At 70.6% G+C, this 16,700-nt stretch carries 17 protein-coding genes, 1 tRNA gene and 1 riboswitch; of the genes, 8 read left to right on the top strand and 10 right to left on the bottom strand.

Annotated features, from left to right (window positions below):
* Positions 1–27: 27 nt before the first annotated feature.
* A complete protein-coding gene (locus ACQP12_RS00505; RefSeq protein WP_433284175.1) occupies positions 28–363 on the bottom strand; it encodes a hypothetical protein in 336 nt (111 codons plus the stop codon).
* A 53-nt stretch (positions 364–416) separates the two neighbouring features.
* Here ACQP12_RS00505 and ACQP12_RS00500 point away from each other — a divergent pair, with 53 nt between their 5' ends.
* Positions 417–1,256, top strand: coding sequence for a DUF4259 domain-containing protein (locus ACQP12_RS00500; protein ID WP_433284173.1), 840 nt, complete (start codon positions 417–419; stop codon positions 1,254–1,256).
* A 458-nt stretch (positions 1,257–1,714) separates the two neighbouring features.
* Here ACQP12_RS00500 and ACQP12_RS00495 read toward each other — a convergent pair whose 3' ends face one another.
* Positions 1,715–1,978 carry a hypothetical protein gene (locus ACQP12_RS00495; RefSeq protein ID WP_433284171.1) on the bottom strand — a complete coding sequence of 88 codons (264 nt, stop codon included), beginning with the start codon at positions 1,976–1,978 and terminating at the stop codon, positions 1,715–1,717.
* 252 nt (positions 1,979–2,230) lie between these two features.
* Between ACQP12_RS00495 and ACQP12_RS00490 the strand changes: the two genes are divergently transcribed.
* A complete protein-coding gene (locus ACQP12_RS00490; RefSeq protein ID WP_433284169.1) occupies positions 2,231–3,601 on the top strand; it encodes a YncE family protein in 1,371 nt (456 codons plus the stop codon).
* Positions 3,602–3,864: 263 nt separating this feature from the next.
* Here the strand turns inward: ACQP12_RS00490 and ACQP12_RS00485 are convergent, their stop codons facing one another.
* Entirely contained in the window at positions 3,865–4,086 is a 222-nt protein-coding gene (locus ACQP12_RS00485) for a hypothetical protein (RefSeq protein WP_433284167.1), read from the bottom strand.
* A gap of 115 nt (positions 4,087–4,201) precedes the next feature.
* On the opposite strand from ACQP12_RS00485, the gene ACQP12_RS00480 reads away from it, so the two are divergent.
* Positions 4,202–4,453: a hypothetical protein gene (locus ACQP12_RS00480; protein WP_433284165.1), complete on the top strand. Its 252-nt coding sequence runs from the start codon at positions 4,202–4,204 to the stop codon at positions 4,451–4,453.
* Between the two features lie 13 nt (positions 4,454–4,466).
* On the opposite strand, the gene ACQP12_RS00475 is transcribed toward ACQP12_RS00480, so the two are convergent.
* A complete protein-coding gene (locus tag ACQP12_RS00475; RefSeq protein WP_433284163.1) occupies positions 4,467–4,946 on the bottom strand; it encodes a hypothetical protein in 480 nt (159 codons plus the stop codon).
* A 53-nt stretch (positions 4,947–4,999) separates the two neighbouring features.
* On the opposite strand from ACQP12_RS00475, the gene ACQP12_RS00470 reads away from it, so the two are divergent.
* The gene (locus ACQP12_RS00470; protein WP_433289046.1) at positions 5,000–6,157 is read left to right on the top strand and encodes a tyrosine-type recombinase/integrase; all 1,158 of its coding nucleotides are present in this window, start codon (positions 5,000–5,002) and stop codon (positions 6,155–6,157) included.
* Positions 6,158–6,246: 89 nt separating this feature from the next.
* Here the strand turns inward: ACQP12_RS00470 and ACQP12_RS00465 are convergent.
* A tRNA-Gly gene (locus ACQP12_RS00465) sits at positions 6,247–6,320 on the bottom strand.
* Between the two features lie 213 nt (positions 6,321–6,533).
* Here ACQP12_RS00465 and ACQP12_RS00460 point away from each other — a divergent pair.
* Entirely contained in the window at positions 6,534–7,517 is a 984-nt protein-coding gene (locus ACQP12_RS00460) for a zinc metalloprotease (protein ID WP_357943981.1), read from the top strand.
* An 88-nt stretch (positions 7,518–7,605) separates the two neighbouring features.
* Here the strand turns inward: ACQP12_RS00460 and ACQP12_RS00455 are convergent, their stop codons facing one another.
* Positions 7,606–8,151, bottom strand: a complete 546-nt coding sequence (locus tag ACQP12_RS00455) for a pyridoxamine 5'-phosphate oxidase family protein (RefSeq protein ID WP_433284161.1) — start codon at positions 8,149–8,151, stop codon at positions 7,606–7,608.
* A gap of 78 nt (positions 8,152–8,229) precedes the next feature.
* Between ACQP12_RS00455 and dcd the strand changes: the two genes are divergently transcribed.
* Complete coding sequence (gene dcd / locus ACQP12_RS00450) at positions 8,230–8,808, top strand: dCTP deaminase (protein ID WP_433284159.1); 579 nt, start codon at positions 8,230–8,232, stop codon at positions 8,806–8,808.
* Positions 8,809–8,886: 78 nt separating this feature from the next.
* Here the strand turns inward: dcd and ACQP12_RS00445 are convergent, their stop codons facing one another.
* Positions 8,887–9,924, bottom strand: a complete 1,038-nt coding sequence (locus ACQP12_RS00445; protein ID WP_433284157.1) for an NlpC/P60 family protein — start codon at positions 9,922–9,924, stop codon at positions 8,887–8,889.
* Positions 9,925–9,937: 13 nt separating this feature from the next.
* Positions 9,938–10,073, bottom strand: a riboswitch (cyclic di-AMP (ydaO/yuaA leader).
* A 240-nt stretch (positions 10,074–10,313) separates the two neighbouring features.
* Here ACQP12_RS00445 and ACQP12_RS00440 point away from each other — a divergent pair.
* On the top strand, positions 10,314–12,311 hold the full coding sequence (locus tag ACQP12_RS00440; RefSeq protein ID WP_433284155.1) for an N-acetylmuramoyl-L-alanine amidase: 1,998 nt from the start codon (positions 10,314–10,316) through the stop codon (positions 12,309–12,311).
* Between the two features lie 72 nt (positions 12,312–12,383).
* On the opposite strand, the gene ACQP12_RS00435 is transcribed toward ACQP12_RS00440, so the two are convergent.
* The 3 genes from ACQP12_RS00435 to ACQP12_RS00425 all read right to left on the bottom strand — a co-directional run bounded on the left by ACQP12_RS00435 (position 12,384) and on the right by ACQP12_RS00425 (position 15,870).
* Positions 12,384–13,385 carry a C40 family peptidase gene (locus tag ACQP12_RS00435; RefSeq protein ID WP_433284153.1) on the bottom strand — a complete coding sequence of 334 codons (1,002 nt, stop codon included), beginning with the start codon at positions 13,383–13,385 and terminating at the stop codon, positions 12,384–12,386.
* 180 nt (positions 13,386–13,565) lie between these two features.
* Positions 13,566–14,570 (bottom strand): hemolysin family protein, encoded by a 1,005-nt coding sequence (locus tag ACQP12_RS00430; RefSeq protein ID WP_357943993.1) that lies wholly within the window; start codon positions 14,568–14,570, stop codon positions 13,566–13,568.
* A complete protein-coding gene (locus ACQP12_RS00425) occupies positions 14,563–15,870 on the bottom strand; it encodes a hemolysin family protein (protein WP_433284151.1) in 1,308 nt (435 codons plus the stop codon). The genes ACQP12_RS00430 and ACQP12_RS00425 overlap by 8 nt, the downstream gene beginning before the upstream one ends.
* A 107-nt stretch (positions 15,871–15,977) precedes the next feature.
* On the opposite strand from ACQP12_RS00425, the gene ACQP12_RS00420 reads away from it, so the two are divergent.
* The gene (locus tag ACQP12_RS00420) at positions 15,978–16,655 is read left to right on the top strand and encodes a GOLPH3/VPS74 family protein (protein ID WP_433284149.1); all 678 of its coding nucleotides are present in this window, start codon (positions 15,978–15,980) and stop codon (positions 16,653–16,655) included.
* Positions 16,656–16,700: the final 45 nt, after the last annotated feature.

Raw genomic sequence — 16,700 nt, 5'->3', positions numbered from 1 at the left:
AAGCTGAGGGAGCCAGAAGCGAGCGAGCTAGTCGTCACCGAAGGGCTCGTCGTGCCACCGAAACCCCGCGTGGTCACCTTCGATTCCGAGCATGAACTCGGGGACCTGGCGGCCGTCGGGGTAGGCCATCGTGACTGCGGCGCGGATCGCCTCGTACGCCTGGTCAATCGGCTCCGGACCGCCAGAGTCAACCGCACGGTTCCACTCATCGAAGAGCGGTCGCAACTGCTCGAACGCTGGCTGAGGTCTGAACCTGCCCCGAGTCCACGGCATGTCGTGCTCCTCAACCTCGATCTCGCCGAGCAATTCACCGCCGGCATCGTAGAGCCGCCAGACTTCGCCGAAGTCGCCACCTGCTGCCACAGGGAGGACCCTAACCGGGGCGAGGTGGCCTTGGGATTAGAAGAAGATCGCGGATGGCTGGTCAGGTGGCCTCGTCCCTGGTCAGCCCGTCTGCCGTTGTCGGGCAGCGTCGGCGCCAGCCGGCGGTCTTGGCTGTACGGATGGCTGTACCGGTTGCACGGCGAGCGAGGCCTGTTAGCCGCGGTAGTCCTCAAACTCCCATAAACCAATCCGGCGAGGGCCCTTTTGAGAACGACAGCGCAGCCGACTGGTGCGATGGCCTTCACGATGCCGACCCGTCGGAGCGCCGGGGAATGGTTCGTGGGGCCTTAACAACGGCGGCCCACACCACCGGATACCTCGAATATGACGACGCTGCGGCGGCCATCGCTGCGGCGGCAATCGTTGCGTCTCGGATGCCCGGCGGGTCGCCGATTACCTCCACGTACGCACCCAACTTTTTGCTTGCCGGCGATGCACTTGCGCTGGACGACGACGTGCCAGAACTCGCCGCGGAAGCTCTCGCCCGGGTCCTGGGAGATGACTCAGAGTGGCGGGAGCTACGGAGCGAAGCCGGGACGACGCAGTTCCCGCACCTCGAAGAGCTTGGGCTGTGCTGCCCACGCCAACCGCATTTCCCGGTCAGATCGCCTTGTCCGCACCAGCCGAGCTGCCTGGTCAGATCGGCTTGTTCTAGCTCCTCAGCGTCCTGCAGTCGTCTAGCGGGGTCGCGCTGCCTATGCCGAGCCGCGCCGCTTGGCGGATCTCCTCGTCGGGCAGTCGTAGACCGTCCAGCCTCCCCGGACGGGGACAAGGTGGAGCGCCCTACCGGACGAACGACCTTGGCCCCGTCCGGGGAGGCTGGTAGCCCTTGTGGTGCCCGGCGAGGCGATCCGCCCCCGGCCGACCTCTGAGGAGGGTCGGGGTTCGGGGCGGAGCCCCGAGGTCTTCAATGGTCTGGTAGCCCCGAAGCGTGGCCGGCCGGCCCGGCCGATGCCGGCCGGAGGTCGCCAGCAGGCCGGGGCCGGGCCGGCGGGGCCCGCTTTGCGGGCCGCCTTGATCTAGTACAGGTCAATTCGGCAACAGATCACGGGTAGCGCTCCGAGACGACCATTCCCGGCACGAACACCACACCAGCCCGGCCGTCGCCGTCCGGCTGCGCCTGCCCGAGAACGCCGTGGCTCACCTCCGCGTGACGCTGCTTGCCCCACTGGCTCCCGTGACTGTCCGTCGGGTCCTGCTGGAAGGAAGGGGCCGGCGGTCGCAACTAGCTCGCCCTGGTGTCCCGTCCGATTAAACCTGGCCAATGACCGGGGCGGTGACCAGCGCTAGGACAGGTTGAGGCGGATGCTCGTGGCTCTGATCGTCCGGATCAAGTTGGCCAAATCTCGGAGGTCGCGGTGTCGATGGATTGTCGGTTCTCGCTGAGCTCTTCAGTCACCGGCGCTTGTGATCTGGGCACCACTGTCTCAATCTTCTGTGGTGGGCGCCGGGAGCTGTTCATCTCGGCCCGGTAGTTGCGCCACTGCCGCAGCAGCTCGTCATGGCGTGGCCTGGCCAGCACCCGCGACAGGCCTATCTCCTCACCGGCGCTGAGCTTCAACAGCCACACCCGCGCAGCGGCCTCCGGCGCCACGCCAGGGTCGCTCCTGCAACGGCCAGACCTCGACCACGCCGTGCGCGACGGCGCAGGGCGTACGCGAGACGAGCGGGTACGCGAGTTCGTCCGGGCCGCCGCCGACGCGGCCTAAGCGGGCTGACCGGGGTGCCGTGGGTGCAGGAGCAGATCCGGGCCTACCCGCCGCACCGTAACGCGGCCCGCATCTCCGGCGCTGTCCACAGTGACCCAGTGACGACTTCCCGGGCACAATCCACCAGAAGGGACAGCATGCGTCGCCTGTCTGTCAGTATCGCTGCCGGCGCGTTGGGACTGGGGCTGCTCGCCACCGGTCAACCCGCCGTGGCGGCGACCTCCTACGACCAGCCCCTCGTGACGGTCAACTCCACGCTCGTCAACGTTGGCTTCTCCGACATGGTGAAGAGCGCCGCCACCGGGCGGATCCTCATCTCGAGCGGCAAGGACTACGACGCCCTCCAGGTCGCCGACCTGGACGGCGGGATCGTCGGTACCGTTCCCGGCCAGGCGGGCGCGAGCGGGCTCACGTTGAACAAGGACGGGCGTACGGCGTACGCCGCACTCTTCGACGCCGGTGCCATCAGCGCCATCGACGTGGCCACCGGCACCGAGACGGCGCGATACGTCGTCGGCGCCGACACCTGCCCGTACGACCTCGCCCTGGCCGGCGGCAAGCTCTGGTTCAGCTATGGCTGTTACGGCATCTCACCGGCCCGTCTCGGCTCGGTCGACCTCGGGGATCCGGCCGCCCCGATGACCCTCGACCAGGGTGGCTACCTGACCTTCACCCCCCGGCTGGAGAGCGGGTCGATCGACGACGGGCTGCTCTTCGCCATGGTGGAGGGCGTCTACCCCAACCGTCTGATCAGCTACGACGTGTCGGGCGGAACGGCGGTGCGGCGTACCGCGCTGGAGGACACCCTCCAGAGCGTCTCCGAGTTCGCCGTCACCCCCGACGGCTCCGCAGTCATCGTGGCAACCCCCGGCGAGTACCAGTTCACCACCAAGCTCGCCCGGTACTCCGCCACCGACCTGACCGAGCAGGGCCGGTACGCCGTGCCTGGCTCCGTCGTCTCCCTCGGCGTGGAACCCGACGGGCGGATGGCCACCTACTCCGACGACCTGGGGCTCGCCTACTTCGCCCCAGGGGAGTACGAGCCGCGCTGGATGGTCTACCAGGACTTCGCCCCGGGCCTGGAGCCGGCGCACCGCGGGATCGCGCTCGGCGACCAGAACCGGCTGTACGTGGCCACCCGCTACATCAGCAACTCGACGATGAACCTGACGGCCGTGGACGCGGTGCAGCCGCCGGTCGAGGTCACGCCGCTGGAGACCTCGCTGAGCGTCGACGCTCCCGCCTCGGTGGCCGTACGCAAGCCGGCCACCTTCACCGGACGGCTGGCCACCCTGGGCGACACGGAGGTCGGCGTGCAGACGGTGCACGTGACCCGCGAGGACAAGCGGGGCGCGGTCGCCCTGCCCGACGTGCAGACGGCGGCCGACGGGTCGTTCACCGTCACCGACGTGCCGCGGGTGGCCGGTGAGACCAGCTGGCGATTCGTCTTCGACGGCACCGAGCAGCTGTACGGGTCGAGGTACCTGGTTCAGCTGCGGGCCAGGTAGTCGTCCGGTCGGCGGCGGCCGTCCCCGGACGGCCGCCGCCGACACCACCGAGCCGGTACGCGGGTTCCCCCGCGCGGCCGCACCGACGACATCTTCCGCCGGGTGAAGCCGCGTGCCTCCTCGCCGCAAGCGGAACCCCGGCTCCGTCGTTCGCCCAACCTCCGCGCTCTTGGGCGTTCGTGGCGGGCGGGCCCGCACCCTTCTCCACCGATCAGTGGTCCTGGGGGCCGGCCTCGCCACAATTTGTCTCCCTCCTTCCTCACTTACACCCCGGGGCGCGCCGGCTGGTTGTCCGGATGGGCGAGGAATGCCTCGTACCACTCGTCCTCAATCCGCAACACTTCTGGTGGTGGCGTCCGAGCCTCGGCCATCGGTCCGGCCACCGGCTGCGGTGGACCCCACGCGGCAATGCGCCGCCGCCGGAACTGCTCGTCTACCACCGGCCACGGCACGTGCGGCCCGCTTACTAGTTTTTTTTCGCTCATCGCGATCTCCTCACCTGGGCGCGCTCGTCGCGCCCGCCATTCCATAAATCGGTAGGAGCGCTTGCCAACCCCCGATTGCGCGCACCACGAGATAGCACAGTTGTACGATCACCGGGTGGGCAGGGAGCTGGTGTCGCGCTGGTGGAACGGCACGTGGGGCCGGCTGACCCGGCGTGACGTGTGGATCGCCCGTGAGGTCCGGTGGCACGCCGTCGCCAGGGCAGGCGACTCCGAGACAGGCAAGGTGCTCCGGTGGCAGTTCGACACCGAGGACGAGGCTCGGCAGATGGTTCAGCGCCTCGTGCAAGCGGACGGCGGCAAGTGGCGCGAGATGAATGGCGACGCGGCGACGCAACCGCCGAGATGACCCAGCCTTAACGTCAGTGGCACAGGTCGGCCCGTATATGCACACCGCACCACAGAGGCAGCTCCACGGACCAGACCCGCCAACCGCCGGAGTCCTTCCGTAGCTCCCAGCGCCACGGGTGTTCGGCACTGGCGAGGATCGCGCCGTCGTCCCACCACACCGCCCGGACCTGCTCTACGACCGAGGCCGAGTCGTCGCCCTGATGCTCGATGACCCTCGGTCCCACTGCCTCCAGTTTCGAGGGTGGGTGACCCGAACGCGACATCTCGGCGCGGTACCTGCTCCACTGCTGGCGGAGTTCGTCATGACACGAACGAGCCAGAACCCTCGACAGCTCCAGCTCATCACCAGCGCTGAGCCTCAACAGCCAGACCCTGGCCGCCGCTTCTGGCGTCGCCTCGCCCCGCTCGGCTTCCAACTGCTTCCGCACCGCCCACGAGGCGGGCACCGCAAGTAAGCCGGCGCAGACGACCGCCACGAGTGCGGCGAGCATCCACGGCCATCGCCGCGTCGGCCTATTCGCTTCGCGGGCTCGGTGCGGTCGCCATCCTTAGCATCCGCAAGCGTGACTCTGGCCGGTACCAGGTGCGCTACCCGGGACCGGATGGGCGCCAGCGGACCGCCCCGGACACCTTCACGCGCAAGTCGGACGCGGACCGGTACCTGTCAATGGTGGAAGCGCAGATGACGCGCGGGGAGTGGATCGACCCCGAGCGGGCGCGGACCACCCTCGCTGACTATGCGGAGCGGTGGATCGCGCAACGCCCTGGGCTGCGTCCTCAGACGGTGGCGCTGTACCGGTGGCTGCTCGGCAAGCACATCACGCCGTACCTGGGCGGGGTGGAGCTGAGCCGCTTGGATACGCCGATGATCCGCGAGTGGCGGGCGAGACTGCTCGGCAACGGCGTCTCGGAGACGATGGCCGCCAAGGCGTACCGGCTGCTGCGGGCCGTGCTGATGACGGCGGTCAACGAGGACGAGCTGCTGCGCAAGAACCCGTGCCGGATTCCGGGCGCGGATCAGGAGAAGGCGGCCGAGCGACCCGTTCTCACGCTCGCCCAGGTGCTCAAGCTCGCAAAGCTGATGGACGAGCAGTACCGCGCCCTGGTCCTGGTGACCACGATCGCCTGCCTGCGGTGGGGCGAGGTATCCGCGTTGCAACGGCAGGACGTTGACGCCGACGCCGGGGTGATCCGTGTTCGGCAGACGTTCACAGAGGTGCGCGGCGTCGGGATGGTTCTGGGTCTGCCGAAGTCACGTGCTGGTCGGCGTGGCGTGTCGGTGCCGGCGGCGATCCTGCCAGCCCTGCGTGACCACTTGGCGGCGTTCGTCGACGACAGCCCGGAAGCGCTGGTCTTCACGACGCCTTCCGGCCGGCCGATCTGGCGCGGCAACCTGAACAAGGTCATCGGCTGGTCGACGGCGGTCGGCAAGCTCGGCGTTCCGGGTCTGCACTTCCATGATCTGCGGCATACGGGTAACACGATCGCGGCCAGGCCCGGTGCGAGCACCCGCGACCTGATGGCCCGGATGGGTCACGACTCGGCGCAAGCGGCCATGATCTACCAGCACGCCACCTCGGAGGCGGATCGGGCCATCGCCCAGGCGGTGAGCGACGCGGTGAAGGCCGAGCGCAAGAAAGCCAAGAAGCCGGCGGCCGGCTCCTCCGCCAAGGGCAAGGGCAAGGGCAAAAAGCGTGGCTAGTGGCCCGTGGATGGCCCGCCGGGCGCTGTTGGCCGCAGCAACATCGAAGGCCCTGGCTGGGACTGTCGTCCTGGCCAGGGCCTTTCGTGTGGAGCGGGTGACGGGAATCGAACCCGCACTGTCAGCTTGGGAAGCTGATGTTCTGCCATTGAACTACACCCGCAGGCGGCACCACTGTACAGGAGGTCACCACCTCCGTGCACCCAGGTACCCCGGAGCCGGACCGAGCGCGACGGCCCGCGGACTACCAGCAGAAAGTTTCACCACGGCAACATATGGTTGTTCTCAAATCTTTCGATCGGATGTAACGTCTCGTCCACGTTCTCCGACCGGGCGTGACACACCCCCTGTCACGCCCGCAGAAAGAGGTGGGCCCATGGGACTTCGTCCCAACCTGCTGACCCGGCGTACCGCCGGTGTCGCGTCGACGACCCTCGCGCTGCTGCTCAGCACCGCCGCGGTAGGCGTCGTCCCCGCAGCTTCGGCCTTCTCGGCCGCCCCGTCCGGCTCCTGCGCCGAGCCGGCCGACGTCCACTCGGACGCACGGGTGAAGAAGGGCGGCCACGCCAAGCTCGACCCGAACGAGCTGACGGCCAAGCAGGTCCGCGAGCGTGACGCCGACCTCGCCGCGGCGCTGCGTGAGCGGGCGAGCTTCCGCGCCGGCGCCGGGGCCACCCCGCTGGCCACGGTGACCATCCCCGTCGTCGTCCACGTCATCCAGCGGGACAGCACCCGAGCGGGCGGCAACATCCCGGACTCGATGGTGACCCAGCAGATCTCCGTGCTGAACACGGCGTACAGCGGTGGCACCGGTGGCGCGGCGACCGCCTTCAGCTTCCAGCTGACCAAGGTGCACCACGTCACCAACGCCGCCTGGTACCCGATCGTCCAGGGCTCCTCCGCCGAGCGCTCGATGAAGACCTCGCTGCGCGAGGGCGGCAAGAACACGCTCAACCTCTACCTGGGTGAGTTGAGCGACGACCTGCTCGGCTGGGCCACCTTCCCGCAGCGCAAGCTCAACAGCATGGACGGCGTGGTCGCGCTGAGCGAGTCGCTGCCGGGTGGCACCGCGACGAACTACAACCAGGGCGACACCGGCACCCACGAGGTCGGCCACTGGCTGAACCTCTACCACACCTTCCAGGGTGGCTGCTCGGGCTCGGGTGACAGCGTCTCCGACACCCCGGCCGAGGCCTCGCCGGCCTATCAGTGCCCGACCGGTCGCGACACCTGCACCGCCACCGGCAAGGACCCGATCACCAACTTCATGGACTACACCTACGACTCGTGCATGTACCAGTTCACCGCTGGTCAGGCGAGCCGCATGCTGACCGCGTGGAACGCCTACCGCGCGGCCTGACCGCCACGCACCACACGCCGGCGCCGGTCCCGTCCTCGGACGGGGCCGGCGCCGGCTCTGTTCGGGCCGGAACCCATCGGGTACGGACTCAGGCCGCCGGGCGGCGGGTGTCGAAGCCGTGCCGGCCACGCCGGCCTTCCGCGGCGAGCGGGTCACGCCGGGCCGGGACGCCGGCCCCCGGGTCGAGCCAGACGCGCACCTCCGGCCGGCCGGCGCCGGGGCGGGCCACCTGGTCACGCCGGGTCAGCATCGCCACGTCGACGGTGAACTCGAACAGCCGCCAGTCGCCCTGCGGCGCGGCCCGGCCGATCCGGGCCACCCGGGCGACGGTCGCCGGGTCGGTCACCGGGAGGGCCCGGCCAGCCACGTAGGCCTCGTCGTCGCTCTCCTCCGGCGGGAAGGAGTGCAGCGCGTAGCGGCCGTCGCGTTCGAGGTCGCGACGCTTGGGCGAGTCGATGACGAAGCACCAGAGCCCGTCGTCGGTGATGACCGGGGAGACGGGGTGCACGCGCGGGCCGCCGTCGGCGCGGACCGTGGCGAGGTAGCCGAAACCCGGCCCGTACTGCTGCAACAGGAGGCGGATCTCGTCGGCGAGGCGGGGCTCGTCGGCGGCGAATTCGGACCAGGAAGCCATGCGGACATTCTATCGAACAGGTGTACGAAGATGTAGTCCGACACGCAGGTCACCCGTACCGGTCGCTATGGTGTTCCGATGCTGCTCTCCGACCGGGACCTGGTCTCCGAGATCAAGACGGGCACGCTCGCGCTGGAGCCCTTCGAGCCCACGCTGGTGCAACCGTCCAGCATCGACGTACGTCTGGACCGGTTGTTCCGGGTCTTCAACAACCATCTCTACACGCACATCGACCCGTCCGTGCAGCAGGACGACCTCACCTCGTTGGTGGAGGTGCCCGAGGGCCAGCCGTTCGTGCTGCACCCGGGCGAGTTCGTGCTCGCCTCCACACTGGAGGTGATCTCGCTCGGCGACCAGCTCGCCGGACGACTGGAGGGCAAGAGCTCACTGGGCCGGCTCGGGCTGCTCACCCACTCGACCGCCGGCTTCATCGACCCGGGCTTCTCCGGTCACGTCACGCTGGAGCTGTCCAACGTGGCGAACCTGCCGATCACGCTCTGGCCGGGCATGAAGATCGGCCAGCTCTGCATCTTCCGGCTCTCCTCGCCGGCCGAGCACCCGTACGGCTCTGAGGTGTACGGCTCGCGCTACCAGGGCCAGCGCGGCCCGACCCCGAGCCGCTCCTGGCAGAGCTGGCGCACCTGGCCGACCCGCTGACCGGCCCGCGGCCGGCAAGGGCGCAGGGGCCCCCGCGACGCGGGAGCCCCTGCGGACCGCTCAACCCGTGCGGACCGCTCAGCCCGGGCGGCCGTAGCTGTTGATCTGGCCGTCGTCGACGCGCTTCATCGTGATCGGCTTGCCGGACTGGGAGGCGTGCACCACCCAGCCGTCACCGACGTACATGCCGACGTGGTGCAGGTCGCTGTAGTAGAAGACGAGGTCACCGGCGCGCAACTCGCTCCGGCTCACCCGCCGGGTCACGTCGTGCTGCTGCCGCGCGTTGTGCGGCAGCGAGACGCCGGCCTTGGCCCAGGCAGCCATGGTCAGGCCCGAGCAGTCGTAGTGGTCCGGGCCGGCGGCGCCCCAGACGTAGATCTTGCCGATCTGGGCGCAGGCGAACTTGACCGCGGTGCCGGCCGGGCCGCCGGGGTAGCCGGCGGGGCAGGGCGCCGGGCGCAGCGGGCCGCCGCCGCCGTTGCCGTAGACCTTGAGGCGCAGCTTCTGGAGCTTGACGATCTCGGCGTCGATCTGCTTCTTCTTGGCCGCGAGCTGGGCCTCGGTGCGCGACAGCTCAGTGATCATCTCGTCGAGCGGTTGCTTTTTGGCGGCCAACTGGTCGCGCAGCGCGGCGACGGTCCGCACCTGCTTCTGCTGGCGGTTCGCGAAGCGGTCGAGCAGGGCGAGGCCGTCGACCAGGTCGCTCGGCGACCGGCTGCCCAGCAGCGCGTTGACCGTGGAGAGGTTGTTGTCGCCCTTGTAGGCGTCGGCCGCGAGCCCGCCCACCTGACCGAGGGCGGCGTCCACCCGGGCCTGGAGCGGGGCGATCTGCTTGGCCAGCGCGGCGGCCTGCTTCCGCTTGGCGGCGAGCTGCTCGCGGGTGGCGTTGACCTGTTCGATGATCGGTTCGAGCTTGTTCCAGTCCTGGTCGATCTGGCGCTCGATCTCGGTGACCGACGGTTCGGCGTGAGCCGCCGTGGCGCCGCCGGTCAGGACGACGGCGGTGCCGGCCAGGGCGGCGAGGGCGGTGGTGAAACGGGACCAGCGGGAACGCGGCGCAGCCGTTGACCGGTCGACCGACCGGACCGACGGTGGCCGCGGGGCATGGTGTGCCACCGGGCTTCCGTACTCCTTCTTCCTGGCCGCCTACCGGGTTAGCTGACGGGTTCGGGCGGGAAGGGAGGCGCCCTACCGCAGTGGCTGCGGATTCACCCCAGTTACCTGGGTCCCCGGCTCGCCCGGAGGCGACTCGGCGGTGCCGGACCGTCACCACCCGGGTTGGACGGTGAAACTCGCGGCCGACGATTGACCAGAGTAGAGAGCGTCGTTATCGTTCCGCAACCCGAGACGCCGTGACACTCCGTACCCGAAAGATTCTTTCAGCGGAGATTACCTCTCGGAAAGGTATTGACCCGGGCCGTGCGCGGGGTGAGGGTGAGGCGCAGTGACCCCCATCCCTGTCTGGAGGTTCGATGCACCTCTCACCCCCGCCGTCGGGCAGACGGATGCTGCTGGCAGCAGCCGTCGCAGCCGCCACCGCCCTGGTGGCGACCGGTCCGGTGGCCGCCCAACCGCTCACCACCCAACCCGCCACCGACCGCCAGGACCAGTACGCCGCCGCCGCGGCGGAGTACGGCGTGCCGCAGAGCGTCCTGCTCGGCGTCTCGTACCTGGAGTCGCGCTGGGACACCCACCCGGGCCAGCCGAGCACCAGCGGCGGCTACGGCCCGATGCACCTCACCGACGCCGAACACGTCCTCGCGACCCCGGCCAGTGGCCACGTCAGCGAGGACGAGGACCCGCGGGGCGACGACTCGCGGCCGCTCACCCTCGACCCGGCCACCGCGGCCGCACCGGCGGAGGACGTGCTGCCGCAGGCGTCCCTGCAGACGCTCGACGCCGCCGCGGCGCTCACCGGCCTCGGCGAGGAGACGCTGCGCACCGACGCGGCCGCGAACATCCGGGGCGGTGCGGCGCTGCTCGCCTCGTACCAGAAGCAGTTGGGCTCGCCGGTCGGCTCCACCACCGACCCGGCGGCCTGGTACGGCGCGGTGGCCCGCTACTCGGGCGCGGACACCGAGGACGCGGCGGCGGCCTTCGCCGACGAGGTCTACGACCAGCTCGGCCTCGGCGCGACCCGGACCACCGACGACGGACAGCGGGTGACCCTGGCCGCCACCGCGGTGACGCCGGACCAGTCCGCGCTGCACCGGCTCGGGCTGCGCCGGGCCGAGCGGCCGGACGGCCTGGAGTGCCCGGTCCGGCTGGCCTGCGAGTGGATTCCCGCCCCCTACGAGCAGCTCAGCGCGGACCCGGGCGACTACGGCAACCACGACCTCGGCAACCGGCCGGCCCAGCAGAAGATCGAATACATCGTCATCCACGACACCGAGGGCTACTTCGGCCCGAGCGTCGACCTGGTGAAGCGCGCCGACTACCTGGGCTGGCACTACACGCTGCGCTCGGTGGACGGCTACGTGGCCCAGCACATCAAGGCCAAGGACGTCGGCTGGCACGCCGGCAACTGGTACGTCAACGCCAAGTCCATCGGCCTGGAGCACGAGGGCTTCGCCGGGCACGGCACCTGGTACACCGAGGCGATGTACCGGGCCTCGGCCAAGCTGGTCCGGCACCTGGCGCTGAAGTTCCAGATCCCGCTGGACCGGCAGCACATCATCGGCCACGACAACGTCCCCGGCACCACCGCCTCGACCGTGCGCGGGATGCACTGGGACCCGGGCCCGTACTGGGACTGGTCGCACTACTTCGACCTCATGAAGGCGCCCTTCCGGTCCCTCGGCAACGCGCACACCGGCCTGGTCACCATCGACCCGGACTTCGCCACCAACCAGCCCGCCTTCGTCGGTTGCAACCAGCAGCCGCCGGGCGTCCCAAAGCCCACCCCGCCGGCCGCACCGTGCCCGCTGCGCGGCTCGTCCGCGGTGGTCCTGCACACCGCGCCGAGCGCGACCGCCCCGCTGGTCAACGACCTCGGGCTGCGCCCGGACGGCACGCCGGACACCATGTACATCTCCGACCACGGCGCCCGCGCCTCGGCCGGCCAGACGTACGCCGTGGCCGACGTGCAGGGTGACTGGACGGCGATCTGGTACCTCGGGCAGAAGGCCTGGTTCCTCAACCCGGCCTCGGCGCCGACCGCCAAGTGGTCGACGGGCTTCGTGGTGACGCCCAAGCCCGGCAAGACCACCATCCCGGTGTACGGCCGCGCCTACCCGGAGCAGGCGGCCTACCCGGCCACCATCCCGTTCCAGGGCGTGTCCCCGCTCCAGTACACGTTCGCGGCCGGCCAGCGGTACGCACTCGGCGGCGTCCTGCCGAGCGAGTACTACCGGGCCGTCTCGTTCGACGGCTCGGCACCGGGCGACCGGACCGTGGTCCGGGGTGAGACCAAGTACGCGCAGGTCCAGTTCGGCCACCGGATCATGTTCGTCAACCTCGACGACGTGCTGATCCTGCCGTCCCCGGTCGGCGCACCGAGGTAGCAGCCAGCGCTCGACGGAGAAGGCCCCCGGTCCAGGTGGACCGGGGGCCTTCTCGTCACTTCCGGGGGCGGGTCAGGTGACCCGGACGAAACCGGCGAGCGGCTGTGTGCTGATGCTCGACACCTGGACCGGCTTGCCGGTCCGTGGCGCGTGCACCATCACGCCGTTGCCGAGATAGAGCCCGACGTGGTGCAGGTCGCTGCCGAAGAAGACGAGATCGCCCGGTCTGGCGTCGGAGCGGGAAACCTTGCGGCCCTCGTTCCACTGCGCGCCGGTGAAGTGGGTGAGCGAGATGCCCGCCGACTTGTAGGCGTACTGGGTGAGGCCGGAGCAGTCGAACGAGTTCGGGCCGGTGGCGCCCCACACGTACGGGTCGCCGACCTGCGCGCACGCCGTCTTGATCGCGGTGCGCGCTGCACTGCTGACCACGCCGTCGATCTTCGGGCAGCCCGCCGGTCGGATCGAAGTCACCGGCAGCATCTTGGTGAGCCGCTTGATCTCGGAGTCGATCTGCTTCTTCGTCCCCGCAAGCTGGGCTTCCTGCTTCTGCTCGGTCTCGATCAGCGCGTCCAGCTTCTGCTTCTGCTTGTTGTACTTGTCCCGGACGGCGAGCACGCCGGCGATCTGCTTGCGCTGGTCGTCGGCGAGCCGGTCGAGGATCACCAGCTGCTCGGCGAGGGTGCCGGGCCTGGTGCTCACCAGCAGGGCGCCGAGGTCCTGGGACGGGCCCTGGATGTAGTAGCGGGCGGCGATGTCGCCGACCTTGTTCATCGCGAGCGCCGACTCCAGCTCCAGCGGCACCATCTTCTTCTGCAGGTCCGCGGACTTCTTCTTGTTGACCTTGAGCTGGGAGCGGACCTTGTTGTACTGCTCGATCGTGGGTTCGAGCTTCTCCCACTGCTTGTCGATCTGCGCGTCGATCTCGTCCACCGACGGCGCCGCGTGCGCCGGGGCCGTCAGCATCCCGGCGCCGACCGCGACGGCCGCGACCAGGGTGAGGAGACGGCGTACCACCCGGCGCATCCCGACCGAGCGGACGGGCGGCTGGCTCGGGGCGTGACGTTCAGGGGGCATGGTTGCCACCGGCACGGACTCCTTTGCAACCGACCGCCGGGCGCCTCGCGAGAGGGAAGGTCGAGGCAGACGACCCAGAGGCGGTCGGTGCCCCACATTAGGGAAGGCACGGGGGTGGAATCAAGGCGACGTTTAGTTCAATCACGTCTGCGCAACCGCTTGCACACCAAGGGTATTCGTTTACTTGCCAACGATCGCGGTCAATACGTCGTCGAGCGTCACCACACCCAGCGGTCGACGGCCGTCACTCACCAGCACCATGTGCCGGCGCTCGCGGCGCATCGAGAGCAACAGGTCGGCCAACGTACGGTCCGGCGGCACCACGGCCAGCGGCCGGTAGATGTCGGCCGGCACCGGCGCCCGGCGGGTGGCGCCCGCGTAGCCCAGCACGTCCTTCACGTGGACGAAACCGAGCACCCGGCGGGTGGACCGCTGCACCACCGGGAAGCGGGACCGGCCGGTGCGGGTGGCCAGCACCTCCAGCGACGCCGGTGAGACGTCCTCGGCCACCGTGGTCACCGTCGACCAGGGCTGCAGGGCGTCGGCGGCCGTCCGGCTGTGCAGGGCCAGCGCCCCGGTGATCCGCGCGTGCTCCTCGGCGTCCAGCAACCCCTCGGTGCGCGCCTGCGAGACCAGGCCGGCCAGCTCCTCCGCGGTGAACACCGTCTTCACGGCGTCGGTCGCCTCCACCCGCCACAACCACAGCACCTGCCGGGCCGACCACTTCATGGCCAGCAGCAGCGGCTTGGTGGCCAGGCAGAAGGCGAGCATGGCCGGCCCCAGCCAGAGCGCCGACGGCTCCGGGCCGGCCAGGGTGATGTTCTTCGGCACCATCTCGCCCACCACGGTGTGCAGGAAGACCACCACACCGAGGGCGATCACGAAGGCCACCGGGTGCACCGCCGAGGCGGGCAGGCCGAGCGCCTCGAACGGCGCCTCCAGCAGGTGGGCCAGCGCCGGCTCGGCGATCGCGCCGAGGCCGAGGGAGCAGACCGTGATGCCGAGCTGCGCCCCGGCGATCATCAGCGGGATCTGGTTCATCGCCGACAGCGCCCACCGGGCCCGCTTCGAGGTCGCCGCCAGCGGTTCGAGCACCGTACGGCGGGAGGCGATGAGGGCGAACTCGCTGCCCACGAAGAAGGCGTTGCCGAGCAGCAGCACCAGGGCGATCAGCAGTTCACTCACCGTCGTCGGGCTCCTCGGGCCGGACCACCCGCACCTGCTCGATCCGGTGCCGGTCGACCTCCACCACGGTGAACTCGTACTCGGCCTCCTCGACCGTCTCGCCCGGCACCGGGATGTGCCCGAGCCGGGCCATCAGGAAGCCGGCCAGGGTCTCGTACGGCCCCTCGGGCAGCCGGAAACCGGTCTGCTCGACCAGCTCGTCCTCCCGGAGCACGCCATCCACCAGCACGGTGCGCTCGCCGCCCGGCACGGTCAGCTCGACCGGCCCGGCATCGTCCACCGCGGCCGGGTCGAACTCGTCGGCGATCTCCCCGACCAGCTCCTCGACCAGGTCCTCCACGGTCACCACGCCGTCCGTGCCGCCGTACTCGTCGACGACGATGGCCAGGTCGGCGCCGGCGTCCTTGAGCGCGGCCAGCACCCCGTCGAGGTCGAGGCTCTCCGGGACGTACACCGGTTCGCGGGCGACCGCGCCGACCGTGGTGGCGGCCCGGCTGGCGAGCGGCACGCCGAGCGCGTCCGGCACCCCGGCCACGCCGGTGACCAGGTCCAGCGTCTCCTCGTAGACCGGGAACCGGGTCCGGCCGGTCTGCCGGGACAGGTCCAGCAGCTCGGCGACCGTTGCGGTGGCCCGCAGCGCGATCACGTCGACCCGCGGCGTCATCGCCTCGGCGGCCCGCTTGTCGCCGAACCGGATGGTGCGGCGCAGCAGCATGGCGGTGTCCGGCGGCAGCGCGCCGGCCCGGGCCGAGATGGCGGCGAGCAGTCCCAGCTCCTCCGGGGACCGGGCGCTGGCCAGTTCCTCCTGCGGCTCCACGCCGAGCCGCCTCACCAGCCGGTTGGCCGAGTCGTTGAGCAGCCGGATCAGCCAGCCGAAGGTGCGGGAGAAGGTGCGCATCGGCCCGGCGGTGCCGAGCGCGGTGGGCATCGGGCGGGCCAGCGCGAGGTTCTTGGGCACCAGCTCGCCGAAGAGCATCGAGATGAGGGTGGCCAGCGCCAGGGCGAGCAGCCCGGTGAACCGTTCGGCCCCGCCGACCGGCCGCAGCAGCGGGGCGAAGAGGCGGGACAACGCCGGTTCGGCCAGGTAGCCGGTGAGCAGCGCCGTGATGGTGATGCCGAGCTGGGCGCCGGAGAGCTGGAAGGACAGCTCGCGCAGCGCCCGGCGGACCGTGGTGGCCCGGCCGTCGCCCTCACCGGCCCGCCGGTCGATCTCCGCCCGGTCGACGGTGACCAGGGCGAACTCGGCCGCGACGAAGAACGCGTTGCCGGCGGTCAGCAGCACGAAGCCGACCAGGGGCAACAGCGCGGTAACCAGCAGGCCGTCGATGAGCGAGATTGTTCCACGGGCCGGCAGCGGGCACGAGCCGGCGGCCGGCGGGCTGGCGACCCGGACGTAGCGTGAGTCGCATGAACCGCCTGCTGCTCACCGACGAACTGGTCCTGCTCGCCTACGACGACGGCGGCACCAACCGGCTCGGCCGGCCGCACCTGGACTACGGCCTCGCCGGGGCCGTCCTGCTGGAGCTGGCCCTGGCCGGCCGCGTCGAGGTGACCGGCGGCCGGCTCGCGGTGACCGACCCCGCCCCGACCGGCGTGCCGCTGCTGGACCGGGCGCTCGCCACCGTCGCCGGGGACCGGCCGCGCAAGCCGAAGGACTGGATCGGCAAGCTGGCCAAGGGCCTGCCGGACCGGGTGCTCGACGGTCTGGTCGACGCCGGGGTGCTGCGCCGCGAGTCGGACCGGGTGCTGTGGGTGTTCCCGCGTACCCGGTATCCCTCGCCCACCGGCGCGGAGCCGGCGGTGGAGACGGCGGCCCGGGACCGGATGCTCGCCGCGCTGGCCGCCGCCGGCCCCGTGGACGCGCGGACGGCCGCGCTGCTCACCCTGACCCGGGCGGTCGGCCTGGACCGGAAGCTCTTCCGCGAGCTGCCGAGAGACCGGGTCAAGGCCCGCCTGGCCGAGATCGCCGCAGGCGACTGGGCCTCCGCGGCCACGAAGAAGGCGATCGAGGAGACGCAGGCCGCGGTGCTGGTGGCGACGACCGCTGCCGCCACGGCCGCCATCGCGACCACGACGGTCTCCTGACCGGCGACGGCGGCGGCACCCTCATGGGTGCCGCCGCCGTCGTGG

Source organism: Micromonospora sp. CA-244673 (genome assembly GCF_050948395.1).
In the GTDB taxonomy this organism is placed as follows: Bacteria; Actinomycetota; Actinomycetes; order Mycobacteriales; family Micromonosporaceae; genus Micromonospora.
Note: the sequence above shows the minus strand (reverse complement) of the source record. Positions and strands in the feature narration are given on the sequence as shown.